At 69.8% G+C, this 26,838-nt stretch carries 25 protein-coding genes and 3 pseudogenes; 17 read left to right on the forward strand and 11 right to left on the reverse strand.

Annotation, left to right across the window (positions count from 1 at the left end; all coding sequences use genetic code 11):
• Positions 1 to 885: 885 nt before the first annotated feature.
• The 9 genes and pseudogenes from ACGFYQ_RS40710 to ACGFYQ_RS40750 all read left to right on the forward strand — a co-directional run bounded on the left by ACGFYQ_RS40710 (position 886) and on the right by ACGFYQ_RS40750 (position 6,651).
• Positions 886 to 1,326, forward strand: coding sequence for a hypothetical protein (locus ACGFYQ_RS40710; RefSeq protein ID WP_393752222.1), 441 nt, complete (start codon positions 886 to 888; stop codon positions 1,324 to 1,326).
• Positions 1,327 to 1,397: 71 nt separating this feature from the next.
• Entirely contained in the window at positions 1,398 to 1,661 is a 264-nt protein-coding gene (locus ACGFYQ_RS40715; RefSeq protein WP_393752224.1) for a hypothetical protein, read from the forward strand.
• Positions 1,662 to 1,704: 43 nt separating this feature from the next.
• Positions 1,705 to 2,589 carry an ABC transporter ATP-binding protein gene (locus ACGFYQ_RS40720; protein WP_393752226.1) on the forward strand — a complete coding sequence of 295 codons (885 nt, stop codon included), beginning with the start codon at positions 1,705 to 1,707 and terminating at the stop codon, positions 2,587 to 2,589.
• Positions 2,586 to 3,458, forward strand: coding sequence for a hypothetical protein (locus tag ACGFYQ_RS40725; RefSeq protein WP_393752228.1), 873 nt, complete (start codon positions 2,586 to 2,588; stop codon positions 3,456 to 3,458). The genes ACGFYQ_RS40720 and ACGFYQ_RS40725 overlap by 4 nt, the downstream gene beginning before the upstream one ends.
• A gap of 305 nt (positions 3,459 to 3,763) precedes the next feature.
• Positions 3,764 to 4,123, forward strand: a pseudogene (locus ACGFYQ_RS40730) (transposase); the annotation flags it as partial.
• Between the two features lie 122 nt (positions 4,124 to 4,245).
• Positions 4,246 to 4,839, forward strand: a complete 594-nt coding sequence (locus ACGFYQ_RS40735) for a hypothetical protein (RefSeq protein WP_393752230.1) — start codon at positions 4,246 to 4,248, stop codon at positions 4,837 to 4,839.
• A gap of 309 nt (positions 4,840 to 5,148) precedes the next feature.
• A complete protein-coding gene (locus tag ACGFYQ_RS40740) occupies positions 5,149 to 5,337 on the forward strand; it encodes a hypothetical protein (RefSeq protein WP_393752232.1) in 189 nt (62 codons plus the stop codon).
• Positions 5,334 to 5,591 (forward strand): annotated as a pseudogene (locus tag ACGFYQ_RS40745) (sigma-70 family RNA polymerase sigma factor); the annotation flags it as partial. The gene ACGFYQ_RS40740 and the pseudogene ACGFYQ_RS40745, both read left to right, overlap by 4 nt.
• 106 nt (positions 5,592 to 5,697) lie before the next feature.
• Positions 5,698 to 6,651: an IclR family transcriptional regulator C-terminal domain-containing protein gene (locus ACGFYQ_RS40750; protein ID WP_393752234.1), complete on the forward strand. Its 954-nt coding sequence runs from the start codon at positions 5,698 to 5,700 to the stop codon at positions 6,649 to 6,651.
• A 357-nt stretch (positions 6,652 to 7,008) separates the two neighbouring features.
• Here the strand turns inward: ACGFYQ_RS40750 and ACGFYQ_RS40755 are convergent, their stop codons facing one another.
• Together ACGFYQ_RS40755 and ACGFYQ_RS40760 are read right to left on the reverse strand one after the other, a co-directional pair.
• Positions 7,009 to 7,419: a RidA family protein gene (locus tag ACGFYQ_RS40755; protein WP_393752236.1), complete on the reverse strand. Its 411-nt coding sequence runs from the start codon at positions 7,417 to 7,419 to the stop codon at positions 7,009 to 7,011.
• 355 nt (positions 7,420 to 7,774) lie between these two features.
• Positions 7,775 to 7,873 (reverse strand): annotated as a pseudogene (locus ACGFYQ_RS40760) (IS5/IS1182 family transposase); the annotation flags it as partial.
• A gap of 90 nt (positions 7,874 to 7,963) precedes the next feature.
• On the opposite strand from ACGFYQ_RS40760, the gene ACGFYQ_RS40765 reads away from it, so the two are divergent.
• From ACGFYQ_RS40765 to ACGFYQ_RS40785, 5 genes are all read left to right on the forward strand, one after another.
• Positions 7,964 to 8,719, forward strand: coding sequence for a Tn3 family transposase (locus ACGFYQ_RS40765; protein WP_393752267.1), 756 nt, complete (start codon positions 7,964 to 7,966; stop codon positions 8,717 to 8,719).
• Between the two features lie 32 nt (positions 8,720 to 8,751).
• Complete coding sequence (locus tag ACGFYQ_RS40770) at positions 8,752 to 9,558, forward strand: multiprotein-bridging factor 1 family protein (RefSeq protein WP_393752238.1); 807 nt, start codon at positions 8,752 to 8,754, stop codon at positions 9,556 to 9,558.
• A gap of 158 nt (positions 9,559 to 9,716) precedes the next feature.
• Positions 9,717 to 10,319 (forward strand): recombinase family protein, encoded by a 603-nt coding sequence (locus ACGFYQ_RS40775; RefSeq protein ID WP_393752240.1) that lies wholly within the window; start codon positions 9,717 to 9,719, stop codon positions 10,317 to 10,319.
• Entirely contained in the window at positions 10,270 to 11,799 is a 1,530-nt protein-coding gene (locus tag ACGFYQ_RS40780) for a S1 RNA-binding domain-containing protein (RefSeq protein ID WP_393752241.1), read from the forward strand. Before ACGFYQ_RS40775 ends, ACGFYQ_RS40780 begins: the two co-directional genes overlap by 50 nt.
• Positions 11,796 to 12,104: a hypothetical protein gene (locus ACGFYQ_RS40785; RefSeq protein ID WP_393752243.1), complete on the forward strand. Its 309-nt coding sequence runs from the start codon at positions 11,796 to 11,798 to the stop codon at positions 12,102 to 12,104. Before ACGFYQ_RS40780 ends, ACGFYQ_RS40785 begins: the two co-directional genes overlap by 4 nt.
• Before the next feature lie 685 nt (positions 12,105 to 12,789).
• On the opposite strand, the gene ACGFYQ_RS40790 is transcribed toward ACGFYQ_RS40785, so the two are convergent.
• The 4 genes from ACGFYQ_RS40790 to proB form a co-directional block, all read right to left on the reverse strand.
• Complete coding sequence (locus ACGFYQ_RS40790; RefSeq protein WP_393752245.1) at positions 12,790 to 13,176, reverse strand: hypothetical protein; 387 nt, start codon at positions 13,174 to 13,176, stop codon at positions 12,790 to 12,792.
• A gap of 145 nt (positions 13,177 to 13,321) precedes the next feature.
• Positions 13,322 to 17,650, reverse strand: coding sequence for an amino acid adenylation domain-containing protein (locus ACGFYQ_RS40795; RefSeq protein ID WP_393752247.1), 4,329 nt, complete (start codon positions 17,648 to 17,650; stop codon positions 13,322 to 13,324).
• Positions 17,647 to 19,179, reverse strand: a complete 1,533-nt coding sequence (locus tag ACGFYQ_RS40800) for an AMP-binding protein (RefSeq protein WP_393752249.1) — start codon at positions 19,177 to 19,179, stop codon at positions 17,647 to 17,649. Before ACGFYQ_RS40800 ends, ACGFYQ_RS40795 begins: the two co-directional genes overlap by 4 nt.
• Positions 19,169 to 20,254: a glutamate 5-kinase gene (gene proB, locus ACGFYQ_RS40805; RefSeq protein WP_393752251.1), complete on the reverse strand. Its 1,086-nt coding sequence runs from the start codon at positions 20,252 to 20,254 to the stop codon at positions 19,169 to 19,171. Before proB ends, ACGFYQ_RS40800 begins: the two co-directional genes overlap by 11 nt.
• 214 nt (positions 20,255 to 20,468) lie before the next feature.
• On the opposite strand from proB, the gene ACGFYQ_RS40810 reads away from it, so the two are divergent.
• Positions 20,469 to 21,587, forward strand: a complete 1,119-nt coding sequence (locus ACGFYQ_RS40810) for a NucA/NucB deoxyribonuclease domain-containing protein (RefSeq protein ID WP_393752269.1) — start codon at positions 20,469 to 20,471, stop codon at positions 21,585 to 21,587.
• A gap of 46 nt (positions 21,588 to 21,633) precedes the next feature.
• Here the strand turns inward: ACGFYQ_RS40810 and ACGFYQ_RS40815 are convergent, their stop codons facing one another.
• From ACGFYQ_RS40815 to ACGFYQ_RS40830, 4 genes are all read right to left on the reverse strand, one after another.
• Positions 21,634 to 22,089 carry a hypothetical protein gene (locus tag ACGFYQ_RS40815; RefSeq protein WP_393752253.1) on the reverse strand — a complete coding sequence of 152 codons (456 nt, stop codon included), beginning with the start codon at positions 22,087 to 22,089 and terminating at the stop codon, positions 21,634 to 21,636.
• 366 nt (positions 22,090 to 22,455) lie between these two features.
• Positions 22,456 to 23,829 (reverse strand): MFS transporter, encoded by a 1,374-nt coding sequence (locus ACGFYQ_RS40820; RefSeq protein WP_393752255.1) that lies wholly within the window; start codon positions 23,827 to 23,829, stop codon positions 22,456 to 22,458.
• Positions 23,826 to 24,470 (reverse strand): ArsR/SmtB family transcription factor, encoded by a 645-nt coding sequence (locus ACGFYQ_RS40825; RefSeq protein WP_393752257.1) that lies wholly within the window; start codon positions 24,468 to 24,470, stop codon positions 23,826 to 23,828. Before ACGFYQ_RS40825 ends, ACGFYQ_RS40820 begins: the two co-directional genes overlap by 4 nt.
• A gap of 312 nt (positions 24,471 to 24,782) precedes the next feature.
• On the reverse strand, positions 24,783 to 25,082 hold the full coding sequence (locus ACGFYQ_RS40830) for a hypothetical protein (RefSeq protein ID WP_393752259.1): 300 nt from the start codon (positions 25,080 to 25,082) through the stop codon (positions 24,783 to 24,785).
• A gap of 174 nt (positions 25,083 to 25,256) precedes the next feature.
• Between ACGFYQ_RS40830 and ACGFYQ_RS40835 the strand changes: the two genes are divergently transcribed.
• Together ACGFYQ_RS40835 and ACGFYQ_RS40840 are read left to right on the forward strand one after the other, a co-directional pair.
• A complete protein-coding gene (locus ACGFYQ_RS40835; protein ID WP_393752261.1) occupies positions 25,257 to 25,814 on the forward strand; it encodes a hypothetical protein in 558 nt (185 codons plus the stop codon).
• A gap of 13 nt (positions 25,815 to 25,827) precedes the next feature.
• Entirely contained in the window at positions 25,828 to 26,118 is a 291-nt protein-coding gene (locus tag ACGFYQ_RS40840) for a DUF6087 family protein (protein ID WP_393752263.1), read from the forward strand.
• Positions 26,119 to 26,167: 49 nt separating this feature from the next.
• Here the strand turns inward: ACGFYQ_RS40840 and ACGFYQ_RS40845 are convergent, their stop codons facing one another.
• Positions 26,168 to 26,509, reverse strand: coding sequence for a hypothetical protein (locus ACGFYQ_RS40845; RefSeq protein ID WP_393752265.1), 342 nt, complete (start codon positions 26,507 to 26,509; stop codon positions 26,168 to 26,170).
• Positions 26,510 to 26,838 lie beyond the last annotated feature (329 nt).

Consider the following 26,838-nt stretch of genomic DNA (forward strand, 5'->3'; position numbering starts at 1 on the left):
TCCTCCGGATACGGAGACTTGCGTCCCACCTGGGCATCCCTCCCTGGACCATCAAGATCCATTGTCAGGGTGTCCACTCCAAAGGAGCAGCCTCAACGTGCGGCTTGCCGCACCGGCGGACCCCGTCCGGACACGGGCAGACCGCCCGCAGGTCACAGACCCAGAACTCCAGGGCTCGATAGCCGGAGATGACACGAAGGTCGCCGATCTTCGCGATGACGTGCGCGGGCAGGTTGTTGCTCCTCGTCCACTGCGTATCGCTACGGCGCGCGTAGTCTGCCCCCATAGCAATGCGCTACTCGTGCACCCGGTCGACCAGGTACCCGCTCGGTCGGCGTGGACGCGGTCGCCGAACACGTCACCGACCGCTCGACGGAAGCACTGATCCGCACCGTTTCAGTCACGCAGAGAATGAATCACGTCACCAGGCCACTGCTTCTCGCCATTCCATTCAATATCCAGGCATGAGCTTCGATCTCCCGCCCGCAAAAACAGTTTCGATTTCAATCGAAGCAGGGGCGAATTATTGGTTCCGGCCGTCGGCCCTGGAGGAATTGCCGGATTGTTTGCGACAGGCTGGCCGATACCGCAGACAGCGTGGGCCAGCTGGATCTGCTGGACCCGGCAGGCGCATGCTTGAGTGAGCGTCAGCTTGCACAACGCAAAGGGTTCCGCGGCGTGTTGCCCATGACTTGTTCGCTGCTCGTCGATTGATCAAGCACGGAGCTGCGGGATACGTTCCTTGAGCACGCCCCGGCCAGACCAACCGGGTCGGTATTCGGGGAAATCAAACGGGGAAGAAGACCGCGAGGCGCGGGTTTTGCTTGGAACCATCGCCCGTGCTTCTGCATGTCTTCTTCCCCGGCTACGCACCTAGGAGTGTACGTGAAGCGCACTACTCTGCGCGCCGCCGGTGTCTCGGCGCTCGCCGCTGTTGCTTTCGGAATAGCCGCGCCTGCGGCGAGCGCTGCCGCGGCGCCGGTCCGGAGCGTCGCGGTGGTTCAGACTGCCGATGTCCAGCAGTCGACGGGCTCTTCGTCGCTGTCCACTGCCGGCGTGACCACGGTTCCGGCCGTGGGTGGCCCCTCGAACGGTGAGGCGTCGGAGGCCGGCGTAGGCAAGGCGGTCAAGGCCGCGTGGGAGGCCATCAAGAGGGCCGGCCTGGCGCAGAAGGCGTGGGAGGCGGCCAGGAACGGCTCCGCCGCCTTCATGGAGTGGGTCAACGGCCTGTCGAGCTGGAACCCGGTGAAGTGGGTCATCCAGGCCCTGCCGGGGGTCGCGGTGCAGGAGCTCGTTGAATACATCCTGAACAACTATACCGGCTGATCCATCCCGGCCCGTCTGGTGGGTGTCCCCCACCAGGCGGGCCGGGCTTGCCCCTTTTGAAAGGTGAACGCGTGGCCCTGACCCGTGAGACAGTCGTGCGCAATCTGTGGGCGTCTTCGGCGCTGTTCGTCGCCGCGGCCTTCATCGCCTTCGTCGTTGTGCGTTCGGACGCAGCGGTCCGTGTCGGCTGGATGCTCTACTTCGCGGGCTGGCTGCCACCGCTCGCGGCACTGGCCGTCTGTGTGGCCCGCAGGGACAGGCCGGGTGTCGGAGGGGTCTTCGCACTGGTCGTGCTCGTCGTCTTCGGCCTCCTGTTCTGGCTCAACCATGCCTGACCGGCCCGGCCCCACCGCACCGGACACCGGCCGGCCGGACGCTGTGCGCGCCGAAGGCCTGACGTGGCAGCACAGAGGCAAGCGGATCGTCGACGACGTCCACCTGAACGTGCCGGCAAGGGCGGTGACCGGCTTGCTCGGGGCGAACGGCGCTGGGAAGACGACCACGCTGCGCCTGATGCTCGGGCTGACAGCCGGCCGGGGAAGCACAAGGTACTTCGGGCGTCCCCTGTCACAGTGGCGAAACCCGGCCAAGGTCGTCGGCGCAGTCATGGGAGGTGTCGCAGGGCATCCCGGGCACACCCTCACCGCACATCTGCGCATGGTCGCGGCCGGCGCGGGAGTGCCGGACAGCCGTGTGCGGGAAGTCATCGAGAAGGTGGGCCTCACCGGCACCGCGGACAAGCGCCTCGAGGCGCTGTCGTTGGGTATGGCGCAGCGCGCCGGGATCGCGCAGGCGCTGTTGGGCGATCCGGCCGTGTTCTTCCTCGACGAACCGGCCAACGGACTCGACCCCCACTCCATCCGCTGGTTACGCGACACGCTCAGGCAGCTCGCGGACGACGGCAAGGCGGTACTCGTCTCCAGCCACCTGCTCGCCGAGATGCAACAGCTCGCCGACCGCGTCGTGGTCCTCGCCCGAGGACGCGTCGCGGCGGAAACCTCGATCGACGACCTGGCCCGTCCCGGTACCGAGGTCACCGTTCAGAGCCCGCGCGTCGACGAACTCACAGAGCCTGTAAAACTCCTGGGCGGCACGCTCCAGTTCCTGGGCGAGGGCAGAGCCAAGATCCTCGGCATCAACCGGTTCCAGATCGGCGACCTCGCCGCCGAACGAGGCATCCCCCTGCACTGGCTCGACGAACGCGCACCCTCCCTGGAGGACTACTACCTGTCGGTGGCCGAAGAGGAGTTCCGCATCTCATGAGCCCGACGACGCCAGCCTTGGACACAACCGTCATACAGGCCACCCGTGCCACCGCACTGCGGCGCGCATTGCGCTACGAATGGCGCCACGTCTCCGCCCTTCGTTCCACCTGGATCCTCCTGGGCGCCGTCGCGGCCCTGAGCCTGGTCGCCGGCCTGACCTCGCCCATCGGCCTGGACCCAGGTACGGCCCCGTCCTCCTGGTCGATGACGACCGCGTTCCAGATGGACGCCATCTCCATGCAGATACCGCTCAGCGCCCTCCTCCTGCTGCCTCTGGCAACGGGCCCGGTCGCCACAGAGTTCTCACGTGGAACAGCCCGTACGACATGGCTCACCCTGGCCAGCCGCCGCACCGCGTTCGCGGCCAAAATCACGCTCGGCGGGGCACTGGGAGCACTGAGCGCACTGGGTGGAACGGTACTGGTCGCCTCATCCGCAACGATTGCCCTGGCGGTGAGCGGAAAAGCACAACCGAACTGGGCGCAGACTCTTCCCGGACTCCTCGGCTACACGATCTTCATGACCTGCTGGCCAGTGATCGCGGCATCCGTCGTCGCCCTGGTCCGCAGCCGTGTCTCGGCCGCACTCCTGTTGGTCCTGTGGCCACTGCTCGGCGAACGAATCGCAGGCGTCCTGCTGCGCCTCGCACCCGGCTTGGAAGCCCTCGCGGGCCGGCTTCCCTTCGGCGCCGGCCGGGCAGCAATGGCGGCGCGCGTCGACACCCTGCCCGAGGCAGACCGCGCCCTCGTTGAAGCTTTCGTCGGGAGCGACCTGTCAACCGGCACAGGAACCGCAGTATTCATCGGTTTCACCACCGTGATGGCAGCCCTCGGAGCGTGGTCGTACGTCAAGAGAGACGCACGCTGAACACGGCGTGCTTGCGGGGGCACCCCCGTCACGGTTCACCGTTCGTACGGCTTGAACGGTGAACCCGGTGTACAGCGCGGATCCGGACTTCGGTAACCCGGACTCCAGAAACCCGGAACTCGGTGGCCGCAAGAACGTTCTGCTTCGCGCTGTTCTCGTGGACAAGGTCGATGTCCACACCAAAACCCCAACGGCGGTCTTCCCTGATCGCGGGCCAGCCGGGATGGAACAGGAAGATGGTGATGGGCTCAGGTTCCCAGGGCCAGGCGGAGACGGCGCCCAGCTCGCAGTCCCACGTCGTCAGCAGCATGGGCGAGCGGGACTTCATCGCGTTGATCGATGGCGTCCATCAGCTGGTCAGGGCGCCGACCGTGCTGGTCTGGGACCGCCTGAACACCCACGTCTCCCGCAGGATGCGAGAACTCGTCGCCCAGCGGGCGTGACTGACGGTGTTCCTGCTGCCCGCATACTCACCTGACCTCAACCCAGTCGAGTGGGTATGGGCGCAGGTCAAGCGCAGCCTCGCCAACCTCGCAGTCATGGCCCTCGACCGCCTCGAAGCACTCGTCCGCAACAGGCTCAAACGCCTCCAGTACAGGCCCCACACCCTCGACGGCTTCATACCCGGCACCGGCCTGACTCTCCACGACCCACCAGCGCTCTGACGAGCTCAGGTCAGTAAGTACCGCTTTCGGTGGATCGCGGTGCGTGGGCGGCTCGGTCGGGGCAGCCTGGACTTCGCGGACCGGCCACTCGGCCGGCCCGTTCGCGCTCCGCCGGGGAGGGGTTGATCGTCGTGGACAGGGTGTTGCAGGCATTGGGGGCCGCGCACGAGGGGTCGGTGGGAGTGCTGCTGGCCGATGGCAGTGAGCCGGGCCCGGTCTACTTCGACGTGGGTAGCGGGTCGGACGTGCCGTCGTCGCGGGAGTGGCATGCCTACGACGGCCGGTTCGGCCGGCCCCAGGCCGCAGTCTTGCGGGGCAGCTGCGCCTGCGGCTGGCGGGGGATGGCCGAGTATCCGCTCGACTGGACCACCCTGCCGGAAGACAAGCCGCTGTACGAAGCGGACGTTGACCTGTCCGGGCCGGTCGCGGACTACGAGGCGCACCTGTCGGTGATCCGGGATGCGGCCGTACCACTGCCCGCGGATCTCACCGAGCTCCTCACCGAACTCGTCCGCCGGCTCGATGGCCTGGCCGTCGAAAATCCACTGGTCGGGCTGAAGGCCCTGACCGACCTTCGCTACGTCATCGCCCAGGCCGGCCAGGACGCGGCGGAAGAGCTCCTCGCCGGGGAGGTTCCGATCGAGCGGGTGGCGACCGCGCTCGGCACAAGCGAGGCCGCGGCCCGCACCTACCTCAGGAGCTACCTCCACCCCTGACCAGGGCACACCCCATCCCGTCCGACATCGCGGAGTCGCTTCCGTTCCAGCGCCTCGGCGACTTCACCGCGGGCCTGCCCGGTGTCACGGCCTGCGGCGGCCGCCACTTTCAGGGGCGTCGGCGCCTCGATGGCCGGCTGGCTGGGCTGTCCCGTTCAGGTCCTGTTTCTTCCGTATACCGTTTCGCAATTGATCGTTTTTGTCATGCACGAATGGGGCCCTCCGGATCGCTATATGAGTGGAGGCGGGCGCATCTGACGCCGTGGGGGGAGGGGGACGGCGTCTTCCAACGACGAAGGGGTGGGACACGTGCGGCTTTCTGCTGTAGCGATGGTCCTCCAGATCGCACTGGCCGTCCGGGTGTTCGGACCCGACACAGTCCGCTGCTGCCGACGGCTCCTCGCCGCGGGCGTACGGGTCGGCATCGCCGGTATGACGGGTGCCGCCCGGCACCCCGCCGCGGCGCCAGACGACTTCCACCTCGAGGTGGAGCAGTGACCTATGAAGAGCCGTTGGACACCGGTGATTCGGAGCATCCCTCCGATGCCTCAGCGCAGCATCCCGCCCTGGCCGGCTGGAGCACTGCCGATGAGAGGTCGTTCTGGGGGTTCCACGACGACCGGTACAAGCCGTTCCTGCACTTTGCCTACAAGCAACTGGGATCTGACGCCGATGCGGAAGACGCCGCCGACAAAACCTTCGATGAGATCATGAACAACTGGCAGCGGATGCTGGGCATGGAGAACCTGCCCGGCTACGCGTGGAGCATCCTCAAGAGCCGTATCAGCGACCAGCGGCGCAAGCGCGACAAACGAGCGTTGCCGACCGATCTCTCCGCGTTTGCTGAAGGTGCTGGCCATGCTGGTCTCGGAGGAGTTCGCCAAGACCATCGCCGACGGAAGCATCTACGTGCCCGGCCCGGCGCTGGACCGGCTGTCCTCGCCCGGCGGTACCGGCCTCCAGCTGCAGCACACCCTCGCGCTCGCCCGGGACAGTGTCGGAGCTGCCGTCTACCTCAGCCGCTATATCGACGGCGAGGTCCACATCACGCAAATGGCAGACGGACCGGTCACCCCAGCCGTCAACGAGTGGGTGGACTTCCGGTCGGCCGCCCACGCGAGCGCTGTCGGGAAATGCCTGCTGACCCAGCTCGACCACGACTCCCGCACCGACCACTTCACCCGGCACAAAGCCGCCCGGCTGACCCGCCGGACCATCACCAACCCCCGCGCGCTCTTCGAGCGCCTCGACCGGATCACCCCTGACGACCCCGTCTACGACCTGCGCGAGTACTCCGCGCACACAGTCTGCTCGGCCGTCCCCATCACCATCGGCACCGAGGCAGGCAGCCTTGCCCTGTCCCTGCCCTACAGCAGTGCCGGCCGCCTCCCGGCCGCGACCCGGGCTTTGGCCCGCAAGGCTGTGCCCGTGCTCCTCACCCTGATGCTGGCCGGGGCCAAACTGCCGGACGCCGGCCCCGCCCCCGGGGAACCGGCTGACCCGGACGCCAACTCCAGTGTGATCAGCTCGACGAAGTTCGAGCAGCTGCGCCGCCTGTTCCGCACGCCCCTGGCAGCGGACAGCGCGATCCACGCGATCGCGTACTCACCCGCTCCCGGACCTCATCTGGTCACTGAGCCCGGCAGCGACGCGCTCTACCTCTTCGCCACCGCCCCAGCACCCACACTCATCCGGGACAGCCCCCAGCTCACCCTGCCCCACACCTACACCACCGACAGCTCAGCACCCCTGCACCCAGGACAGGCAGAACTCGATTTGAATGCGAACGCCCTACTCGTCTTCTCCACCTAGGCGTGTGGCCAGATCACCTCAGGCCCACGGCAGCAGGGGCACCAGCGCAGGGGCCGCCGGACCGTAACGGGTCCAGTCGGCCCCTGCGGTGTTGACGGCTGGCTTTGTTCACGAGTTGCGGGTTCTGGCATACATTCCGTGAACGATCTTGGCTTGGGGGCCACCAGCCTCCCGTAACATCGAATCCGCGCAGCTCACGTGGTGCGCACCGCCCTGCTGACGGAGAGCCAGCAAGATCGTTCACGGAATGTGTGCCAGAACCGACTCACGACAGCAGTTGTTCGCGGCTGCGGGAGGCACCTGCAGCGCCGAGGTTTCGTTGTCGACGGGTTCGGGAGGCACCCCGCCCAGAGCCACTCAAGAATCGAGCACGGCGGCGACGGCCTCGATCTCGACGAGTTGATCCTTATAGCCAAGCACAGTGACACCCATCAAGGTGCTGGGCACAGCATGGTCAGCGAACGAGTCCCGGACTACCTCCCAAGCGGCCACCAGATGCTCCCGACGGGCGGATGCGACGAGAACCCTTGTACTGATGACGTCCTGGGGTGACGCACCCGAGGCAGTGAGAGCAGCCTGCATGTTCTCCATGGCTTTCACTGCCTGGCCTGCGTAGTCCCCGATCGCTGCCGTGGAGCCGTCGTCGTTCAGGGGACACGCCCCGGCGAGGAAGATCAAGCGTGACTCGGCGGGCGCCGTGGCCGCGTAGGCGTACTCGGCAACGTCGGACAGGGATGTGGAGCGGATCAAAGTGATGGCACGAGCCATGGCCGTCGGGTCCTTTCTCATCAGGTGTTGAGCGCGGACATCCTGCCAACGGCTGTTGGCTCCCGCCTCCCCTTTTTCTCGCCGGCCTACGACAACGCCGTCACTTCTGCTCGACATTCACGAACCGGGTGATCACAACTGACTCCGGAACCCATCGAGAAACGCTGCTCCTGGAGATCAACGAAGCCCACTCGGCCATCCCCCGCCAGCCGCAGGAACAGCTGCCCCGGAGGGCCGCGGCCCGGGGTCGGCCGAACCGACCGTCGTAGGCATGCCACTCGGTCGAGGACGGCACGTGCGACCCGCTGCCCACGTCGAAGTAGACCGGGCCCGGCTCACTGAGCCTTTTCCAACCTCATGTTGAGGCGTGGTGAAGGACGAGGACTGCCTTCACGATGTCGGTGATCCGGTTCGTGCTGCAGCGGAGTTTCCGCAGTAGGCGCCAGCCCTTCACTCTTGGTCGAGAACCCATCTACCAGGAGCTTCGTCGTTCCGTACAGCCCGCACTGCCAACACCACGGCCCCACGGTCAGGTTGGAAAAGGCTGACCGATACCCACGGCGCCTCCATCGTCGGGTTCGCGTTCGCGCACATGCTCGGCTTCAACCTGCTCCCCAGGCTGAAGAACGTCGGATCGGCCCGGCTATACCGCCCCGCTGCGGGCGAGGACGACCAGTGGCCGCAGCTTGGTCCGGTGCTGTCCACCAAGACGATTGACTGGGAACTGATCCGCCAGCAGTACGACCAGATCGTCAAATACACCACCGCCCTGCGCCTGGGCACAGCAGAGGCCGAACAGGTGCTGCGCCGGTTCACCCGCGGAGGCCCCAAGCACCCCACCTACCGGGCCATCGAGGAGCTGGGGCGGGCCGTGCGCACGGCCTTCATCTGCGACTACCTCGCCGACGCCGGCCTTCGGCGGGAGATCGGCGAGGGCCTGCAGGTGGTCGAGAACTGGAACAGCGCGAACCACTACCTGTTCTACGGCAAGGACGGCGAACTGACCGGCAAGGACAAAGAGGGCCAGGAGATCTCGATGCTCGCCCTCCACCTCCTCCAGTCGGCCCTGGTCCACGTCAACACGCTCCTGGTCCAAGAGGTCCTGGCCGAGCCGAAGTGGGCGGACAAGCTCACCCAAGCAGACCGGCGCGGCCTGTCCCCGCTTTTCTGGACGCACGTGAACCCCTACGGCAGGTTCGAGCTGGACATGAACCGCCACCTGCCCCTTGGCCCGCTCCTCCCGCAGCAGCGCACCCCGCAGGACCACTCCACGCGAACCTCGGACGCGATGACGCCTTGATCCCTTCAGTTCCGTACCTGTTCAATCAGCAGATGAGTGAGGCTGCGGGCACGACGGGGCACCCCGGTTTCGGCGTGATGCTGGCGTGGTTGCTGGACAACAGAGGGCTCAGTGTGCAGGAGCTGGCCAGTCGCGCCGGATTGACGGCAAACGAGGTCCGAGCGGTGCTCGCGGGGGAAGCCCCTAGCGAGGGGCGGCTCCGGCGGATCGCGCCTGCCGTGGGTTTCCATGCCGTCGATCTGTTCATCCTTGCGGGGCTGGCGGTCCCGGACGATATGGCGCCGTTGGACGCCGCGGCCGAGCGGTGGGCACCGGACATCGTGATGGATGCGGTGCACCTTTCCTCTGCCGAGCGGCGTGAACTCCTGCAGCTCATCCGCTCACTGCCGCAGGAGGAACGACCTTCCGTCTTCGCCGCGAAGCGGCTCGCATCCCATGCCGGTCCGGGCGGTTGGGTCATCCGCATGCTCCAATACCGCAATCTGAGCTGGATGGGCATGGCGCAGCTCCTGGCGGTGGTGACGCCCACATACCTGTCGGCGGCCACCTACGGGGTGATCGGCGACGGTCGCAAGGAGTTGACGCCCCGCTTAGTGACGGACTTCGCAGCCCTGCTGGGGGTCAACGCCCGAGAACTGGCCGCGCTCACGGGCATCCATCTGCGTGAGGTGCCACCGCCGGTGCCGCCGCCTCCGGCCCCGGAAGCGGTGGACGCTGCGGTTCTGCTGTGGGAAGCCCGGCGCCTCTCCGCCGCCCAGGCAAAGCGCGTCTCCGAGCTGGCGCGCTCCATGCGCGGGGACTCCACCAAGGGGTACTTCATCAACCTGCCTGGGTCCTGACGCCTGCTGGGCACACTTCCGTCGGTGTACGTTAGAGGAACCCCCAACGAACAGTGATGATCTTGACCGACGGGAGAGGTTGATCTGCGCTGACGGCGTCTCATTTAGGGTGTCCGGTGATCTGTACGGTCAGCGGGGGCTTACCGTACGCTCCGGGCATGAGCGAACGCGTCGGCTACGCGAGATGCAGTCTGGACAAGCAGGACCTCACCGCCCAGCACGAGATCCTGCTCAGCCTGGACGTCCCGGAGGACCGGATCTACCTGGACCACGGGCTGACCGGAACCAATCGCGACCGGCCCGGCCTGGCCCAGGCCCTCGCGGCGGTGCGCGCCGGCGACACCCTCGTCGTCCCCAAGCTTGATCGCCTCGCACGCTCGGTACCCGACGCCCGCGACATCGGCGACTCCCTTACCGCCCGTGGCGTCAAGCTCTCGCTCGGCGGCACCCTCTACGACCCCGCCGACCCGATGGGCAAGATGTTCTTCAACATCCTGGCCACCTTCTCCGAGTTCGAGGTCGACCTCCTGCGCATGCGCACCCGCGAGGGCATGGCGGTGGCGCGGGCCAAGGGCAAGCTCAAGGGGAAGCAGCCCAAACTCACCGCCCGCCAGCAGACCCACCTGGTCCAGCAACACCAGTCCGGCGAGCACACCATCGCCGACCTCGCCGAGCTCTTCTCCGTCAGCCGCGCCACCGTCTACCGCGTCCTTGAACGCCACCAGAACGCACCCGCGCCGTCGACCTCCGGCGGGCAGTGACGTGCTGCCCTACGTCTACCGGGTCACCAAGTACGACCCCGCCGACCGCGACCAGCACGGCCACTACGTCGGCGCTGAGCCCGCGACCAGCGACCACGGGCCGTTCGAAGCCGCCTACCTGCAGGCCGTCACCGCCTTCGCCGAGGACACCGGCGTCGACCAGCTGGCCATCCGCGAGCCGCAGCTCGGAGGCTTCGCCCACTTCGGCCTGGAGCCACCGGTCGACGGCTACGGCCTGGCCGGCCTCTTCCCCGCCGGCCCCGCCGGGTTCCACGACGGGGCACTGGTGCCGATCGGTGTCGGCTTGGAACTCGTCCGAGCGATGCTCCGCGACAACGGCGCCTGGTGCCGCCTGGAAGCGGAGGGAGAGTTCACAGTGCACGTCGGCTGGGACCAGTACCTCTACGTCAGCAGCAGCCGGCCCTGCGAAGCCGCGCTGACCCGCACCCGAGCACTCGGCCTGTTCACGCAACGCCTGGACGCATCGCCGTACGACTTCGCCCTCGACGACCCCGCATACGTGCAGCGCCCTGCCGACGCCGACTTCTGGGCCCGCCTTGGCTGGACCGTCAGCGCCCACCGCGCCACGTTCCTGGAGGAGACCTTCGCCCTCAACGCCTCCCGATGGCACCGCCTGAGCCGCGACAACATCAAGACCGTGCGCTCCCAGCTGACCCCACGCGCACAGTTGTCCGCCTGGCCGGACCTGCTCACCGACGTCGACACGGCCGTGGCCGCCCTGCCCGACGAAGGGCTAATGGAGATCATCTGGGAGAAGGAAGACGGGCAGATCACCAGCACAGTCGTGGACGAGACCCAGTTCGAGGACGTGACCTCCCAGCTTGCCAGCGCGAGTGCTGCCGGCGTCGTATCCATGTACGCCGGTGAAGATCTCCCGCTGTTCACCGCTGTACTGCCCGACAGCGACGGGGTACTCCGCGCGCGCTGGCAGACCGAGCCGACACCCAGCGACCGGGACTGGGCGTTCCTGAAGACCCTGCGGCGCGGCCAGGTCGTCACCGGCACGGTGACGACCATCGCCAGTTTCGGCGTCACCTTCGTGGACATCGGCGGCTTCACCGCGATGATCAACATTCCGGAGCTGTCCTGGCGTCCGATCAATCACCCGTCCGACGTCGTCAGCGTCGGCCAGGAGGTGACAGCTGAGGTCCTCGACGTCGACATGGTCAGGGAGCGAGTGCCGCTGTCGCTTCGAGCAGTGCAGGAAGACCCATGGCCGCAGGTAGCGCAGAGGATCGGCCAGGTGGTCACAGGGCCGGTCACCAAGATCGTGCCGTTCGGTGTCTTCGTCCGCATCGAAGACCGAGAGGACGGCTTCGAGGGGCTCGTGCACACCGACGAACTGGATCAATCGCCACAGGACGTCATCGAGGTCGGCGACGCTCTCACCGTGAAGATCATGGATGTCGATCTCGTACGGCGCCGCATTGCCCTGTCACAGAGGCAGGCCGACCGGTGACGACGTGGATGCAGTGCTTCTGGGACGAGGAAGCCATCTGGTTCTACTTCGAGGTCGACGCCGGCGGCTGGGTGACCCGACAGGTCGAGCTCCAGGGTTCCGAGCTGACCCCGATCGCGGCTGCGTCCCTGGACGAATGGCAGCGTGCCCAGCAGGCAGGGAGTCTGGCCGAGTACGAAAAAATGTTCGGGGTTACCGCTGGGCTCCCGGTCTCACAGTGGGAGGGGCACGAACCCGATCAACTGACTGCGCAAGAATTCGAGGCGGTCTGGGATGCCGCCCGTCGTGCGATCACAGCCCGCTAACCCGGTTGACCAGGGGCAAAACGCTGAGACCCTGACAGCAGCACGTCAGATCGACTACTGAAAGCTACTTGTCACTTCGTGGCAGCTTCGGGAGTACAGGGCCGTCATCCATGCAGCCGACTCCGGAAACTGACACTGGCCCTCGCGCCCGGCTCAGCCGCGAGCATCACCCTGCGCTACATGTCCGTTTGCCGTAGCTATACGAGAACAGGGCCTTCCCCGTAGGACACCCTCCAAGGGCCTTTCGAGGGGTTCGCCGCTGAATCCAGTTGCATCACGATCGGATCGCTTCCGTCTGATGGGATGACACTCCGCTTGCGGCTGTCGTGGTTCTGTCCCGGGATCCATTTCGTGACGATTCCATTGATGGTGCGGCCTGATTCCGGGTTCTGCCATGTGACCCAGCTTCGGGGGCGCAGGCGCCGTTGGCGGCCTTGGGTGCCGTCCCTTTCAGGCGGTCTCGCCTCCAGGCCTTGCGGACCTTGGCTGGGGTGTCGGTCGAGGCGGGGGCGGGCCGGGTCTTCTTGGGGCGCGGGATGCGGTTCTGAGGGTCCGCGACGATGTCGGCGATCCTGGCGGACAGGTCGGCGGCGTAAGCCGCTCTGACGGCTGCGTGGTCGCTCCCGCTGACGGACACCGTGACGGTCCATTCTCCCTGCACGAGAAACACCTTCGCGGACTCCTCCTACCGGATGGGCCAGAAGCCGGGTCCCTCGGCATCGATCGCCGCGAGCGCTTCGCGGCACAGCTCGCCGGTCACCCGCGCGTGGGCCTGGTCTGTCGCCCTGCGGCGGGTCTCCCGGATCGTCACGGCCCGCCAGTGCTCCTCCGACTTCCACAGGTGCGCCGAATCGGACGGCATGGCCTTGGTCTCGGCGGCCTTCAACAACGGATCCACCCATGCCTTCACACGCAGCTGCACGATCCGCTCCAGGGACTGCCCCGAACGGGCCCACAGGTCCGTCCAGCGCACGGAACGAATCGTCTCCGGCAGGGGCGTGATGCGGCCCGACTCCGAGATACGGGCCGACAGGGTCAGGGTGCTGACGGTCTGACTTTCCGTCTCGTCCACGTAGGTAATGAGATTCCCTTCTCCGGGTGTTCAGACGGCGCGGCAGGGGTGCCACTCCCCCGCCGCTGGAGGGGCGCAGCGTGTGTGCTGCGCCCCGTTGCGGGACTTTCGGGCGCTAGACCGGGCGAGGCGCTCGAGGCCCCGGTCATCGGCCGGCCTCGGGTCCGGGGTGCGGCAGGAAGCCCGAGCGGGTGAAGTGGTGCACCGAGGCGGCGAAGAGGTCGGGGGTGAGCGGGGGCGGGGTGGCCTGCGGCAGGAGGGTGCGGGTGGGGGTGGTGTCGTAGCGGAGCGCGGTTTCGTCGGCGCCGCTGCGGACGGTGCTCAGCAGGGCCAGACCGGTGGGGAATCGGTGGGTCTCGATGTGGGCGGTCCAGGCGGCGGCGTCGGAGTCGGCGATCGGGTGGCCCAGCGCGCGGAGCCACTTCACGGCGGTGCTCAGGCGCAGGCGGCGGTCGGCGGCGATGTGGAAGGTACGGCCGAGGCTGTCGGGGCGCCGGGAGAGGGCCACCACGACGGAGCGGACGTGGTCGACGGGGACCAGGTCGAATACGGGATCGTCCACGGTGGGGGCCATCCCGGCCTCGATGCAGGCCTTGAGCAGCAGCCAGAAGTAGTCGGAGGGCTGGCAGATACCGGTGGTGGTGTCGGCGGCGATCCGCGTGGGGCGGTGGACGGTCACCGGCAGCCCGCGTTCGGCGGCCTGCTCGAGGAGCTTCTCGGCCACCCACTTGCTCTGGGCGTAACCGTGCCGGAGCAGGTCCGGGCCGGGCAGCGGGGCGTCGGGGTGGACGAGCGGGTCGCCGCCGGGCGGCGTGGCCAGTACGCCCACGGTGGAGATGTGGTGCAGGGCGACGGTCCGGTGCCGTGCCGCGAGACGCAGCAGCTCGGCGGTGGCGTCGACGTTGGCGGCCTTCAACTGCGCGTAGGAGTGGGCCAGGTTGACGGCCGCCCCGCAGTGATAGACGGCGTCGGCGGTGCGGGCCAGTTCGTCGAAGCGGCCGGGGGCCAGGCCCAGGCCCGGTACGGCCAGGTCCGCGGGGACCGCCCGGATGCGGTCGGCCATGCCCGGCTGCCACAGCCGGTGGGAGCGCAGGGCGGTGACCACCCGGTCGTGCGCGGCGCTCTCGTCGGCGGCGCGGACCAGGCAGTGCATCAGCGCCCCGGTCCGGGTGAGGAGTTCGTACAGGAGGTGGACGCCGAGAAAGCCGGTGGCGCCCGTGAGGAGCAGGTGGCGGGGGTCGGCGACGTACGCCTCGGTGGTCGCGGCGGGAGTGATGTCCGGGGGCAGGACCGCGTCGGCGGCGAGGTCAGGGGTGTCATCGGCCGCGCCCGACCCGCCGAGCCGCTCGGCGAGCGCCGCCGGGGTGGGTGAGCCGAAGACGGAGTGCGGCGGGAGGGGGATCCCGGTGGCGGTGCGGAGCGCGAGGACCAGGCGTACGGCCAGCAGCGAGTCGCCTCCCGCGTCGAAGAAGTTCTCCTCGGCGTGCGCGGGGCGGCGTCCGAGGACCTCCTGCCAGGCGAGGGCCACGGTCCGCAGGTGTGCCGAGTCCAACGGCGCGTCCGCCTCGTCCGCCTCGGGCTCCACCGGCGTACGGTCGAGCGCCAGGCGGTCGAGCTTGCCGGTGGCGGTACGGGGGAAGTCGGCGTGGGCCACGGCCCGGGAGGGCACGCAGTAGGCGGGCAGCACGGCGGCCAGCGCGGCGCGGACCGCGGCCGGGGTGAGGCCTGGCGCGCCGGAGGCGGGCACGAAGTGGGCGTGCAGGCGGGCCCCGGTGGGCCCGGCGACCACGGTGACCGCGGCCTGCGCGACGCCCGCCACCGCACGCAGCGCGGACTCCACCTCGCCCGGCTCCACCCGATGGCCGCGGATCTTGACCTGGTCGTCGTTGCGGCCGACGAACTCGATGAGGCCGTCCGGGCCGAACCGGCCCAGGTCGCCGGTGCGGTAGAGGCGCCCGCCCGGGATACGGGGGTCGGGGCGGAACCGGCGCGCGGTCTCCTCGGGGCGGCCCAGGTAGCCCTCGGCCACGGGCACGCCACCGACGCAGATCTCGCCCACCACGCCCCGCGGTACGGGCCGCCCGCCGCGATCCAGGATCTCGACGCGGGCGTTCTGCACGGGGCGGCCGATCGGGGGCAGGTCCGGCCAGTCGGCGGGATCGCCGGTCAGCCGGTGCGCCGTGACCACGTGGGTCTCCGAGGGGCCGTACTGGTTCTCCAGGACGGCCTCCGTACCGGAGAAGAAGGCGCGCACGGCCGGGGTGACGTGGAGCTGCTCGCCCGAGGTGACGACCTCGGCGACGGGGCAGCCGACGCCGGCGGCGGCCGCGTGTTCGGCGAGCTGCTGGAGGGCGACGAACGGCAGGAACATGCGGTCGATCCGCCGCTCGGCCGCGAGGGCGAGGAGCTGCTCGGGGTCCTTGCGTACGGCGTCACCGGCGAGCACCAGCGTGCCGCCGCCCGCCCAGGTGGCGAAGAGCTCCTGGAAGAAGACGTCGAAGCCGACCGGCGCGAACTGGAGCGTGCGGGTGGCTCCCGAGCGGCCGGCCCCCGAGCGGCGGCGCTGCCAGTCGACGAGGTTGGCGAGGCCGCGATGGGGCATGCCGACGCCCTTGGGGGTGCCGGTCGAGCCCGAGGTGTAGACGGCGTAGGCGAGGTCGTCCGCACGGGCGACGACGGCCGCCGGCTCGGACTCCGGCTCCGGCTCCGCGCCGGGCGGGAGCTCGTCCAGGTGGAGTACGTGGGCGCCGTCGGCGGGCGGGCACGGGCCGGTGGTGTCACGGCGGGTGAGCAGGATGCCGGCGCCGCTGTCGCCGAGCACCAGGGCGGCCCGGCCGGCCGGCAGCGAAGGATCGAGCGGAACGCAGCAGGCACCGCTCTTGAGGACGGCCAGCACGGCCAGCGGGACGTCCGGGCCGCGGTCCAGGCGGACGGCGACGCGCTGCCCGGGACCGGCGCCCAGGGCGGTGAGGCGGCGGGCGAGCCGGTCGGCGGCGGCGTCCAGCTCGGCGTAGCCGATCTCCCGCGCGCCGTCGACGACGGCCGCCCGGGAGGGGGTGCGGCGGGCCTGGCGGGTGAACGCCTCGTGGGCCAGGGGCGGCTGCGCGCCGGTGTCCGGCCCCTCGGCGAAGGTGCCGGTGACCTGGGTGTGTTCGGCGTCGGACAGCAGACGCAGGTCGCCCAGCGCGGTGTCGGGCCGCTCCAGCGCGCTGTCGAGCAGGGTGGTGAACCACTCGGCGATGCGCTGCGCGTGCCGCTCGTCGTACAGGGCCTCGGCGTAGGTCAGCATGCCCAGGTAGCCGCCGTCCTGGGGCACCAGGTGGAAGAACAGGTCGAACTTGGCGGTGCCGTGGTGGGCCCGGACCTGCTCGGAACTGATCCCGGGGAGGTCGAGGCCGGGCGCACCGGCGTCGTCGACGGTCAGGACCACCTGGAAGAAGGGGAACCGGGCCGGGCTGCGGTCGGTGTCGAGGGCCCTGACGAGGTGCCCGAAGGGGATGTCGCGGTGGTTGACGGCGTCCCAGACGGTGTCCTTGGTGGAGCGGAGCAGGTCCGTGAAGGGGCGGGCGGCATCGGTGTGCTGACGCAGCGGCAGCACGTCGGTGAGGCAGGCGATGAGCGGTTCGAGCTCGGGCTCGTCACGGCGGGACACGGGTGTGCCGATGACGGCGTCGTCCTGGTCGGCGGTGCGTGCCACCAGGGCGGTCAGGGCCGCGGCGAGGACGCAGAAGGTGCTGGTGCGGTGGAGGCGGGCCAGTTCCCTGATACGGCGGCCCGACGCGGCCCCGATCCGGAAGCGGACCTGGCCGCCCTGGTGCCCGGGGGTGTCCGGACGGGTGCGGGAGGCGGGCACGGTGGACTGCGCGGGGGCGCCGTCGAGGACCTTCCCCCAGTGCGCGAGCAGTTCCTCGTGGTGGGCGGCGGGCCGGGACCGCTGTTCCCGCGCGTAGTCGGTGAAGCTCTTCTCCAGCGGGGGCAGGTCGGGGCTCTCACCGGCCAGCGCGGCCCGGTAGCGGGCGCTGAACTCGAGGTCCAGCAGGCGGAAGCACCAGCCGTCGATGAGGGCGTGGTGCAGGGTGACGGCGAGGAGCGCGTCGTCCGGGCCGAGGTTGAGGAGGGTGGCCCGCAGCAGCGGGGGACGGGCCAGGTCCAGGGGGTGGCGGACCGCCTCGCGCAGCGCCCCGTCCAGCTCGCCGGGCAGGACGGTGCGCTTGTCGACGTGGACGGGGGAGGGCTCCTCCACGTACTGGACGGCCTGTCCGTCGAGGAGGGCGAGGCGGGAGCGCAGGGTGGCGTGGCGCTCGACGATGCCGGTGAGCGCGGTCTCCACGGCCTGGTGGTCGAGGGGGCCGCGCAGCCGGTGGTTCCAGGACTCGACGTAGCGGGAGGAGCCGTCGTGGAGCTGGTCGTTGAGCCAGATCGATTCCTGCTCGTACGTCATGGGGTGCGGGGCGGACGAGGAGGGGCTGGTCATGACGTGCTCCGGGCGGCGGTGAGGGTGGACAGGAGTGCGGCGGGGTCGACCTTGCCGTTCGCGGTGACCGGCAGGTACGGCACGCGGTACACGGCCGAGGGAACGCTGTAGCGGGGCAGGGACCGGGCGAGGGAGCGGCGGATGTCGGCCGCGGTGAGGTCTGTCGACCAGGAGGTGTAGAAGAGCGCCAGGTGGTCGGGGGCGGCGCCCGGTCCGGGGCCGGGCACGGGCAGGACGTGGCAGTGCCGGATGCCGGGGACGGTGCGGGCCACCGTTTCGATGCCGGCGGGCTCCAGCCGGTGGCCGGCGATCTTGACCTGGCGGTCGCGGCGGCCGAGGAAGTGCAGTACGCCGTCGTTGTCGTACGCGCCGCGGTCGCCGGTGCGGTAGGCGCGCAGGGACCGGCCCTCGACGGTGAGGGTGGTGAAGGAGGCGCGTGTGGCGGCCGGGTCGGCGAGGTAGCCGCGGGCCAGGCCGTCTCCGGTCACCCAGATCTCCCCGGCGACCAGGTGCACGTCGGTCCCGGGCACGGGCCGGCCGATCGGTATGCCGTGCGGCAGGTCGCAGTCCTCCGGCCGGATGGTGTGGGTGGTGGCGAACACGCAGCTCTCCACCGGGCCGTAGCCGTTGACCAGGGTGATGCCGGGGTGGCGGTGCAGGAAGGAGCGGACGTGCGGCGGGGAGAGGGTCTCGCCGCCGGTCAGCACGGTGCGCAGCCCGTCGAAGGCGTCGATGTCCTCGTCGACGAACAGGTTGAAGAGGGCGGAGGTCAGCCAGAGGGTGTCCACCCCGGTTTCGGCGCGCAGCCGGCGCAGATCGTCCGGGAGCAGCTGGTCGGGCGCGCCCAGGGCGCAGGTCCCGCCGGTGGTGAGCGGCCCCCACACCTCGAGGGAGAAGGCGTCCCAGGCCACGGGCGCCGCCTGGGCCATGGTGCGGCCGGGGCCGAGGCCGGCGAGCGGTGCCTCCGAGAACAGCCGCATCGTGGCCGCGTGCGGGGAGAGGACCCCCTTGGGCGGGCCGCTGGTGCCGGAGGTGAAGAAGACCGAGGCGACGGAGGTGTCCTCGATCCCGGCGCTGACGGCACGGACGCGGCGGCGGGCGGCGTCCTCCAGGGTTTCCTCCGGCGGGGTCCACCGGGTGCGGCCGGGCGGCGCCGGTTCCTCGTCGGACGGCTGCGGGGTGACGGTGACGGTGGAACCGAGCCTGCCGAGCGTCTCCCGGAGCCGGTACGCGGGCTGGGCGGGGTCGAGGGCGGCGTAACCGGCGCCGCACTTGAGGACGGCGAGCAGGACCGCGATCAGGCGGGCGCCGCGCGGCAGACCGACCGGGACCAGGTCGCCGGGCCGTACGCCGAGGTCCTGGAGGGCGGCGGCGTAGGTGTCGGCGGCGTGGTCCAGGGTGCGGTACGAGATCCGGCCGGTGCCCTCGACGAGGGCGGCGGCGTCGGGCCGGAGCAGGGCCTGGCGGGTGACGGCGGTGTGGATGAGCCGGTCGGCGGGGGCGCGCATGTCCGCTTTCTCAGACGGCATGTCGTACGCCCGGGCCGGTGGTGAGGAATTCCTTCAGGGAGCGGCTTTCGAAAAGGTTCTGCGGAGCAAAGGGAATTCCCGTTCTGGTGCGCAGGCGCGTGCAGACGCGCATGGCTTGGAGAGACGTTCCGCCGATGTCCTGGAAATCGTCGGCGGCAGTGAGGTCGGGGAGGCCGGTGACGTCCCGGACGATGTCGAGGAGTCCGTCGAGAAGTCCGTCGGGGATCGCGTCGGCCAAATCGGCGTCGGCTTCGGCGTGGGTGTCGGCGTGGGTGCTGGTGGCCGCCGCGGTGGTGGTACGGGCGTGGAAGAGGGTGCCGCACGGGCGCCCCGCCAGTGCCTCGGCAGCCCGCGACGCGGCGGTCACCCGGACCGTGATGCCCGCCTCGGTCGCGGTGAGGGCGGCGGTGATCTTGGTGGCCATGCCGCCCGTGCCGAGCCCCGCTCCGGGCGAGGAGAGGTCGAGGCCGTCCAGTTCGAGGCCGGAGTGCACGTCGGCGATGCGCCGGCTGCCGGGCAGCCGCGGATCGGCGTCGTAGACGCCGTCGACGTCGGAGAGCAGCACCAGGCGGTCGGCCTGCACCAGTCCGGCGACCAGTCCCGCGAGCCGGTCGTTGTCGCCGAAGCGGATCTCGTCGGTGGCGACGGTGTCGTTCTCGTTGACCACCGGCAGGACCCCCAGGGCCAGCAGGGCGTCCAGCGTGCGGCGGGCGTTGCCGTACTGGGCGTCGCGGGTGACGTCGTCGTTGGTGAGCAGCACCTGGCCGACCCGGATGCCGTAGCGGGCGAAGGAGGCGGTGTAGCGCGCGATCAGCAAGCCCTGGCCGACGCTGGCCGCGGCCTGCTGGTGGGCCAGGTCCTCGGGCCGGGCGGTGAGACCGAGCGGGGCCAGGCCGGCCGCGATGGCTCCGGAGGAGACCAGTACGAGCAGCTCACCGCGGGCCCGCGCGGCGGCGAGCGCGTCGACCAGAGCATCGAGCCGCTCGGCGTCCAGGCCTCCGGACGCGGTCGTCAGGGAGGACGAACCCACCTTGACGACGGTGCGCGCTTCCGGTGTCCGCGATGCATTCCGCACGGACGTCGCCGCGGGTGCCGGCGCGGGTCCGGGCACGGCCGTCGGTACGCGTGTCTGCACGACTGTTCCCCCTCATGACGCGATGTAGTGGAGCCGGCCAGAACCGGCCTGGCTCGATCTTTCTATCAACGGGCCGCACAGGGGGCCGCCGGGCTGGCAGGAAACTGCCGGAGGCCGTGCAGCTTCCTGAGCTGGCCGGATCTGTTTCCGCCGAATTCCCGGTGGGAGATTTCTTCCGTCGGCCCGACAGGCCGCCACACGGGCCGGCCACGCCCTGGCGCACGCCGCCCTGGCGACCGCCCGCTGGCAGGGCCGCGAGCCCTCGACCCTGACCTGCTCCCTGCAGGGCTTCGGCAACATGGGCCGGGCCGCCGCCTATTCGCTGCTGGAGCACGGGGTACGGATCACGGCCGTCGCCGACGCACACGCCTGTGTGGTCGACCCGCGCGGCCTCGACATCGCCCGGATGCTGGAGAGCGACCAGACCCGCGCCGTGGACACCATCGTGCCGGGCGCGCTGCGACTGCCCCGGGAGACGTTGCTCGACCTGCCCGCCGACGTGCTGATCCTGGCGGCCGGCGAGAACGCGATCACCGAACAGCAGGCCCGGGTGCTGCCGTGTCCGGTGGTGGTCGTCGGCTCCAACCACGGGCTGAGCCCCGCTGTGGAGCAGACGCTCGCCGATCACGGGGTGCTGGTCGTCCCGGACTTCATCGGCGGGATCGGCGGCGAACCGGAGACCGTGCCGGACGACGTCCCGGCCCCGATCGAGGACGCCCGCGCGCAGCGCCGCCGCCAGGCCGCGGCAGTCGCCTGCCTGCAGCTGTACAACCACCTGGCCGAGGAAGCCACCGTCCGCGAATGCGCGAACGAGACCTGCCGCGGCTCCTTCGTCCGCCAGCGCGGACGGGCCGAGTACCCAGCGTCGGCACCAGCATGGCGCGCGAGTCGGCGCCCGCCTTCCGGCGGCGTCGGTGTTCGCGACGCGCTCAAGAACGTACCCGGCGATACGATCCAGGAGCCGCTGCACCGCCTGTTCCTCGATACGAAGCGCCACGACCGGAACCGGGCAGTGGCGGTGCGGGAGTGCAAGCGCTACTGGGGTGCGAACTACACCGACGGCGGCAAGGAATGTGACGAGTTCCCCTTCGCCTCCACCTACGAGGGCTCCGCGGTCGAGGAGTACGACCCGCACGTCGAGAAGAACAACTTCTCCGTGCTGCCGGTTCCCGGAGGCGAGAACGGCGCGGCTGGGACCCTGCTGCGCGGCTTCTACAACAACAACCGCATCATCGACGGACTCGAAGACGGCTTCATCGTGAAGATCAGCTGACGCAGAACAGGCGCAAGGGCGGGCCCGTCCAAGGCGGGCCCGCCCCTCACTGCGCCTTCGGCCAGAAATCGATTCTGTACCGCTCCACCCCGTAGGCGGTGCCCTCGGCCCGCGTCACGCTCTCGGCCTCGGCCCGTCCCGCACAGCACACACGCACCCGCCACATCCCGGCCCGCCCCAGCCGGATCAGGTCCTCGGAACGGCCCGAGCCCCACACCGCCACGTCACCCGTGACCGACTCGAAGTCGATCTCCGCCTGCTCCTCCCAGTCACCCTCCCCCGCATCGGGCCGGCCGTCCCAGACGCGGACCGTGACCGATGCGGTATGGGTGTGTCCGGGACTGAACAGGTCGAACCGCCGGACGTGTTCCTGCAGGAACACCCCCCACCGGAAGTCGTCCGGGAACGGCACCGGCACCAGACTGTCGTCCGACTCCTGGAACCCGAAACCCCGGAACTCAACCCGCGCGTCCAGCTCCTGCTGCCCCAGTAACGTGGCCACGACCCCTCCGCTGTTCATCACCAAGCCGTCCCCCGACCGTAAAGCACCGCATCACCCCGCCCAAGGAGACCAGCCACCCGGCGCACCTTCACGCGTGTCTCGCACATGGGGGTGTTCGCCCCACCGGGGCCGCCGAGGTCTCGGGCTCTGCACCACTGCTGTCCAAGCCACAGAGCTTGTCGTCCACCCCCGCGCCTCGCTTGTCTCTGGGCTACCTAGAGCGGAGGGGAGTCCCGGTCCCCGCGGGTGTTGGCGCGGCCGCTCCGGCAGCGGCGGTGGGGTGGGCACGCCGGCTGGTCCACCAGGTGAGGCGGTCGCGGGAGCCCTGCGGGAAGACCCGCGGTCTTCGGGGTGCCGGCCCCGGCGCTACTGACCGGCATCTGGCTGATGGCGGTCGGAGCCGATGGCGCTCGGGGAGAGTGACACGGTGTGCGGCTGAGGTGTTGCCGCCGGAGTGGGGGGTGTGGGCCCGCTGCGGTGAATCCACAGGAGAGCTCCCGCCAGCATCGCGGTGCCTCCTAGCAGCCAGGGCAGCGGGCCTGGCGGAAGGACGCCAACAATCAAGCCGGTGAGAGCTCCCGCCAGTTGCAGGGCAAGAGACTGGACGGACAGCGCGGTAGCCCGGCCCGCATGGGTGACACGGCGGTGCAGGATGTCGTTCTCACTCGGTCCCGCCGCGCCGAGCCCGAGGTAGACCAGACCGTAGCCGGTAGCCGCGAGGACTGGAGAGCCCACTCCCGTGGACGCTGCGGTGACGCCGAGCAGAAGCAGGCCGCTCGCGCTGGTGCCCAGGCTCACCATGACCGCGCGCTCGCCGCTGCCCGCGAGCCGGGCGGTCAGAGGTGCGAGGTGGCTGCCGACACCGGAGCAGATGAATCCGGCGCAGGCGAGTACGGCGAAGAGCACCGCCCCTGACTCCGATGCACCGGTGAGGGTCGCGGCACGGCCCGGCGTGAGCAGTTCGACCGCGGCCAAGGCGCTGCCGGCGGCCCCAGCACTGAGGAGCACCCGGCGGACCAGCGCGTCGCTTCCGCCCAGGCGGAGCCCGCCCGCGACGGTGGTCGGGATGCCTCGGAGTACGTTGCGCAGGGTGGCTGCCGGTCTGGGCGGTTCGGGCAGAGCGGTCAAGACGTACAGCACGAAGGCGATTTCGACCGCGGCGCCCAGCAGCAGCGGGACGGAGAGGGGCAGTACCAGCTCGGAGGTTGCTTCGCTCAGCCGGGCTCCGAGGTCGGGGCCGAGTCCGAGCAGCCAGGGAAGGGCGCCGCCGAGCAGGGTGCCCACGGCGAGCGCGGCGGATGTCGCGGAGGAGCCGCGGGCCAGGCCGGTGCGCAGTTCGGCACCGGGGCCGGAGTGTGCGTGGACGGTGTCGACGTACCAGGCTTCGGCCGGTCCGCTGGACAGGGCTCGGCCCGCGCCCATCAGGGCCATGCCCAGGCCGAGCATCCAGGGAGTAGTGCCCAGGCCCTGAAGGGTCAAGGCGGCGAGGTTCAGCAGGCCGGCGGCGGCCAGGACAGCGCGGCGTCCCAGGACGTCGGACAGTCCTCCGGTGGGCAGTTCCAGCGCTGCGGCGGTGAGGGAGTGCGCGGCGAAGAAACCCGCGATGGCCGCCATGGTCATGCCGCGCTCGGTGAACAGCAGGATCAGGGGAGCGATGGTCAGTCCCAGCGGCAGCCAGAACAGCACGCAGACCGTGACATAGCGGCGGCGTGCGGTGCGTACGTCAGGCGGCCTGGTCATGACGCGTCCTCGGCCTCGGTCCCCGCAGGGGCGGAGGTGTCCGGCTCCCCGCCGGGGCCGTGCGGTGCCAGAGGCAGCCCGGCGGTGAGGAGTACGACCTGCGCGGCTCGCGGATCCCCCGCATCACGGGTGGTCAGTTCCTTCAGGGTCCGGTCGATCACCTCCCGGAGTTCGGTGAGGGACTCGGGGGTCAAGCGGGGCATCAGGTCACTGATCCCGGACGGCTCCACCCACTCCTGCCCCAGCCGCCCGTCGGCGATGTCGGCCTCGTGCCGGACGAGAGAAGCCCCCAGGTGCTCGATCTGAGCCCTGCGCGACATGGTGACGTAGGCGCGGCTGCCCGGTGAGGCTTCCATTACCTCGTTGTTGAAGGAGGTAATGGAGTGCACCGCCCGCCAGCGGCGCTCCCGCCCGTCGCGGTGCTCGGCCTCGGCAACGAACGCGTACTTCGCCAGAACCCGCAAGTGATAGCTGGTGGAAGCCGATGACTCCCCAGTCCTGGAGGCGAGCTCACTCGCGGTTGCTGGGCCGTCCTGCCGCAGCAGCCCGAGCAGCCGGATACGCAAGGGGTGCGTAAGGGCCTTCAGGGCTGCTGCGTCCCGCTCAGGATCGAGGACGCGTCTCTGTTCTTCGCTGACCATGACGGGAGGCTAGAACTCTCAGAGGGTTTCCAAAAGTATTTTTGCAGAACTCTTTTTGGGAAGTTGCCTGGTACTGGACCGGACAGGCTCACGCCACCTCGATCGTTCATCGGCCGGCGCTTCATCACTCGCCCTACGCGGGCCGGGCACCGTGGCTGCGGCGAGGTTCAGCCGGGACAGCGCCGCCGCGCGCAAGCACCAAACCCAAGCCCTGCTCTGCCTCGCCCGGCCCCGAGAAGATGTCCTCTTCGCGATGCTCCGCGACGGCACCTTCTACGAGCCACAGCCGGTCCGGGCCGTCGCTCCACAGACCTAGACCATGGTCAAGAGGTGATCCGTGGGGCTGTAGTCGATCTTCCAGTCGGCATAGATCCCGCAGAATCCGTCCTTGGTGCACCGCAGGCCCACGGTCACCCAGCGGACCGATCCGTCGTCGCCGAGTGAGAACGCGACCGCGGCCTCGAACTCCTCGCTCCCACAGGGGCAGTCGGCCGCACCAGGTTCGTCATCCTCCCAGGACTCCTCGTCCCAGTACTCCTCGCTATCCGCGATGAACGCACGGCTGCCGCAGCCCGAACACTCCCGCTCCGCTCCGGACGCATTGACCAACACGAAGAACACCCGACCACCGCACCCCTCACAAACGGAAGGAGCGATCTTCACCGGGCGGCCCTCGACCGCACCCCGCAGGAACGCCGCGAGCTCCGCGGGGACACCCTCACCAACCTGATCATCAGCACGCACGGACACATCGTTCCAGACGCCCCGACCCCCCACCCGACCAGCTTGACCAAAGGCGTTGCCGCGACGAAGGCGAAGTTGCCCGTGACCCGGGCGCTCGTCGCCTCGCAGACCGGGCGGGTGCACGCGGCCCTCGGCGACGAGCGCCAGGCGGACAGGCACCTCGGTGCCGCCGAAGGGTTCCTCGCGGACGGTCTCGGCGACGACGTCCCCGAATGGGTGGGCTACTTCGATGCCGCTGAGCACGCCGGCGCTCGCGCGGTCTCCGCCCGTGACCTCGCCGGAGTCGGCCGTGGCCGCCGGTACGCGAGCATCCACTTCCAGGACGCCCTCGCATTGCGCAAGCCCGGCTTCGACCGGGTACGCGTCATGGACCGCATCGGGCTCGCCGCCGCCCTCTTCGACGAAGGCGAGGCTGAACGCGCGGCCGAGGCCGCCCAGAAGGCGCTCGATGACGCGGCCCGCATCGACTCCACCCTCGTGGCCTCCCGACTCAACACGCTTTTGGACGCCGCAGGCCCGTACAAGACCAGCGCCGTGGACGACCTACGCAAGCGTGCCAGGGATCTCGCCGCCGCGCGTCCGACGACCGTCGCGGCCTGAGACCATCGAGCACATGGCCAAGCATCGCCGCCCCGGACCACCCAACCAGCCCTCCCGTGCCGTCCCCCGCGTTGATGCCGACAACCCGCTCGCCGCGTACAACAAGCGGCGCCGCCCGCCGATGGACATCCACCGGCGCCACCGGCCCCTGCACGGCGGCGCCAGCCACCTCCGCCCCGACGAGCCTCGCATCCTGGAGGAGTGGGACGGCTTCGCGTACCAAGTAATCGGCACAGCCCCCAGCCTCACGGCGGCCCAGAAGTGGGTGAACGAACTCCAGATCGACAATGGCCCGGCAGCGTGATGACGCCTGGTGAAGATCATCACACTGCGTCATGCCGCCGGTGATTTTTTTAAGGAACCAGCGACCAGAGATAGGCCAGGAGCAGGCCGAAGAGGACCAGGGAGGTCACCCCGGAGATCCGTGCGACCGAGCGATCCGGGATGCCGAGGCCGCTCAGCGTGAGGTGCAGCCCGACCCACAGGCCACCTGCCGGGATGGCGGCGTCGCGGATGGTGGCGTCCGGGTTGGCAGTCTTGCCTGCGGAGTCGACGAGGCCCCACACGGTCAGGGAGACGGTGCCGATGAGGATGATGAGCCCGATGATCGTCAGAACGGCGGACACCTTCCCGGACCGGTGGACTCCGGACACCGGACCGGCCAGGTCCGGCGCCGCCGTCGACGGATGCGTCATCAGCCCGCACCGGGGACTCGGGCCCACCCGAGGGCAGACCCTGCTCCAGGGCCGGTCCGGCGCCGCTGTCGGAGGCCGCACCATCCCCGGGCACCGGAACCACGACCCCGTCAGGGGCGGAGGGTGTCCTCACCGCCGGCACCGCCGATGGCGCACTCAGCGCGGCTCGCATTTCCTCCGCGTCGGCGAAGCGGTCCTCGGCCTGTTTCGCCAGCGCCCGCGCCAGTACCGCGGCTAGGGCCTGTGTGATGTCGTGATCAGTTCCGGGATTCTGTCCTCTTCGCGGGGTGGAACCCGGTAGGACTGTGGTCGTGACACGCAGGCAACTC

Origin of the sequence: Streptomyces sp. NPDC048258 (assembly GCF_043201995.1) — a bacterium.
Classification (GTDB): Bacteria; Actinomycetota; Actinomycetes; order Streptomycetales; family Streptomycetaceae; genus Streptomyces.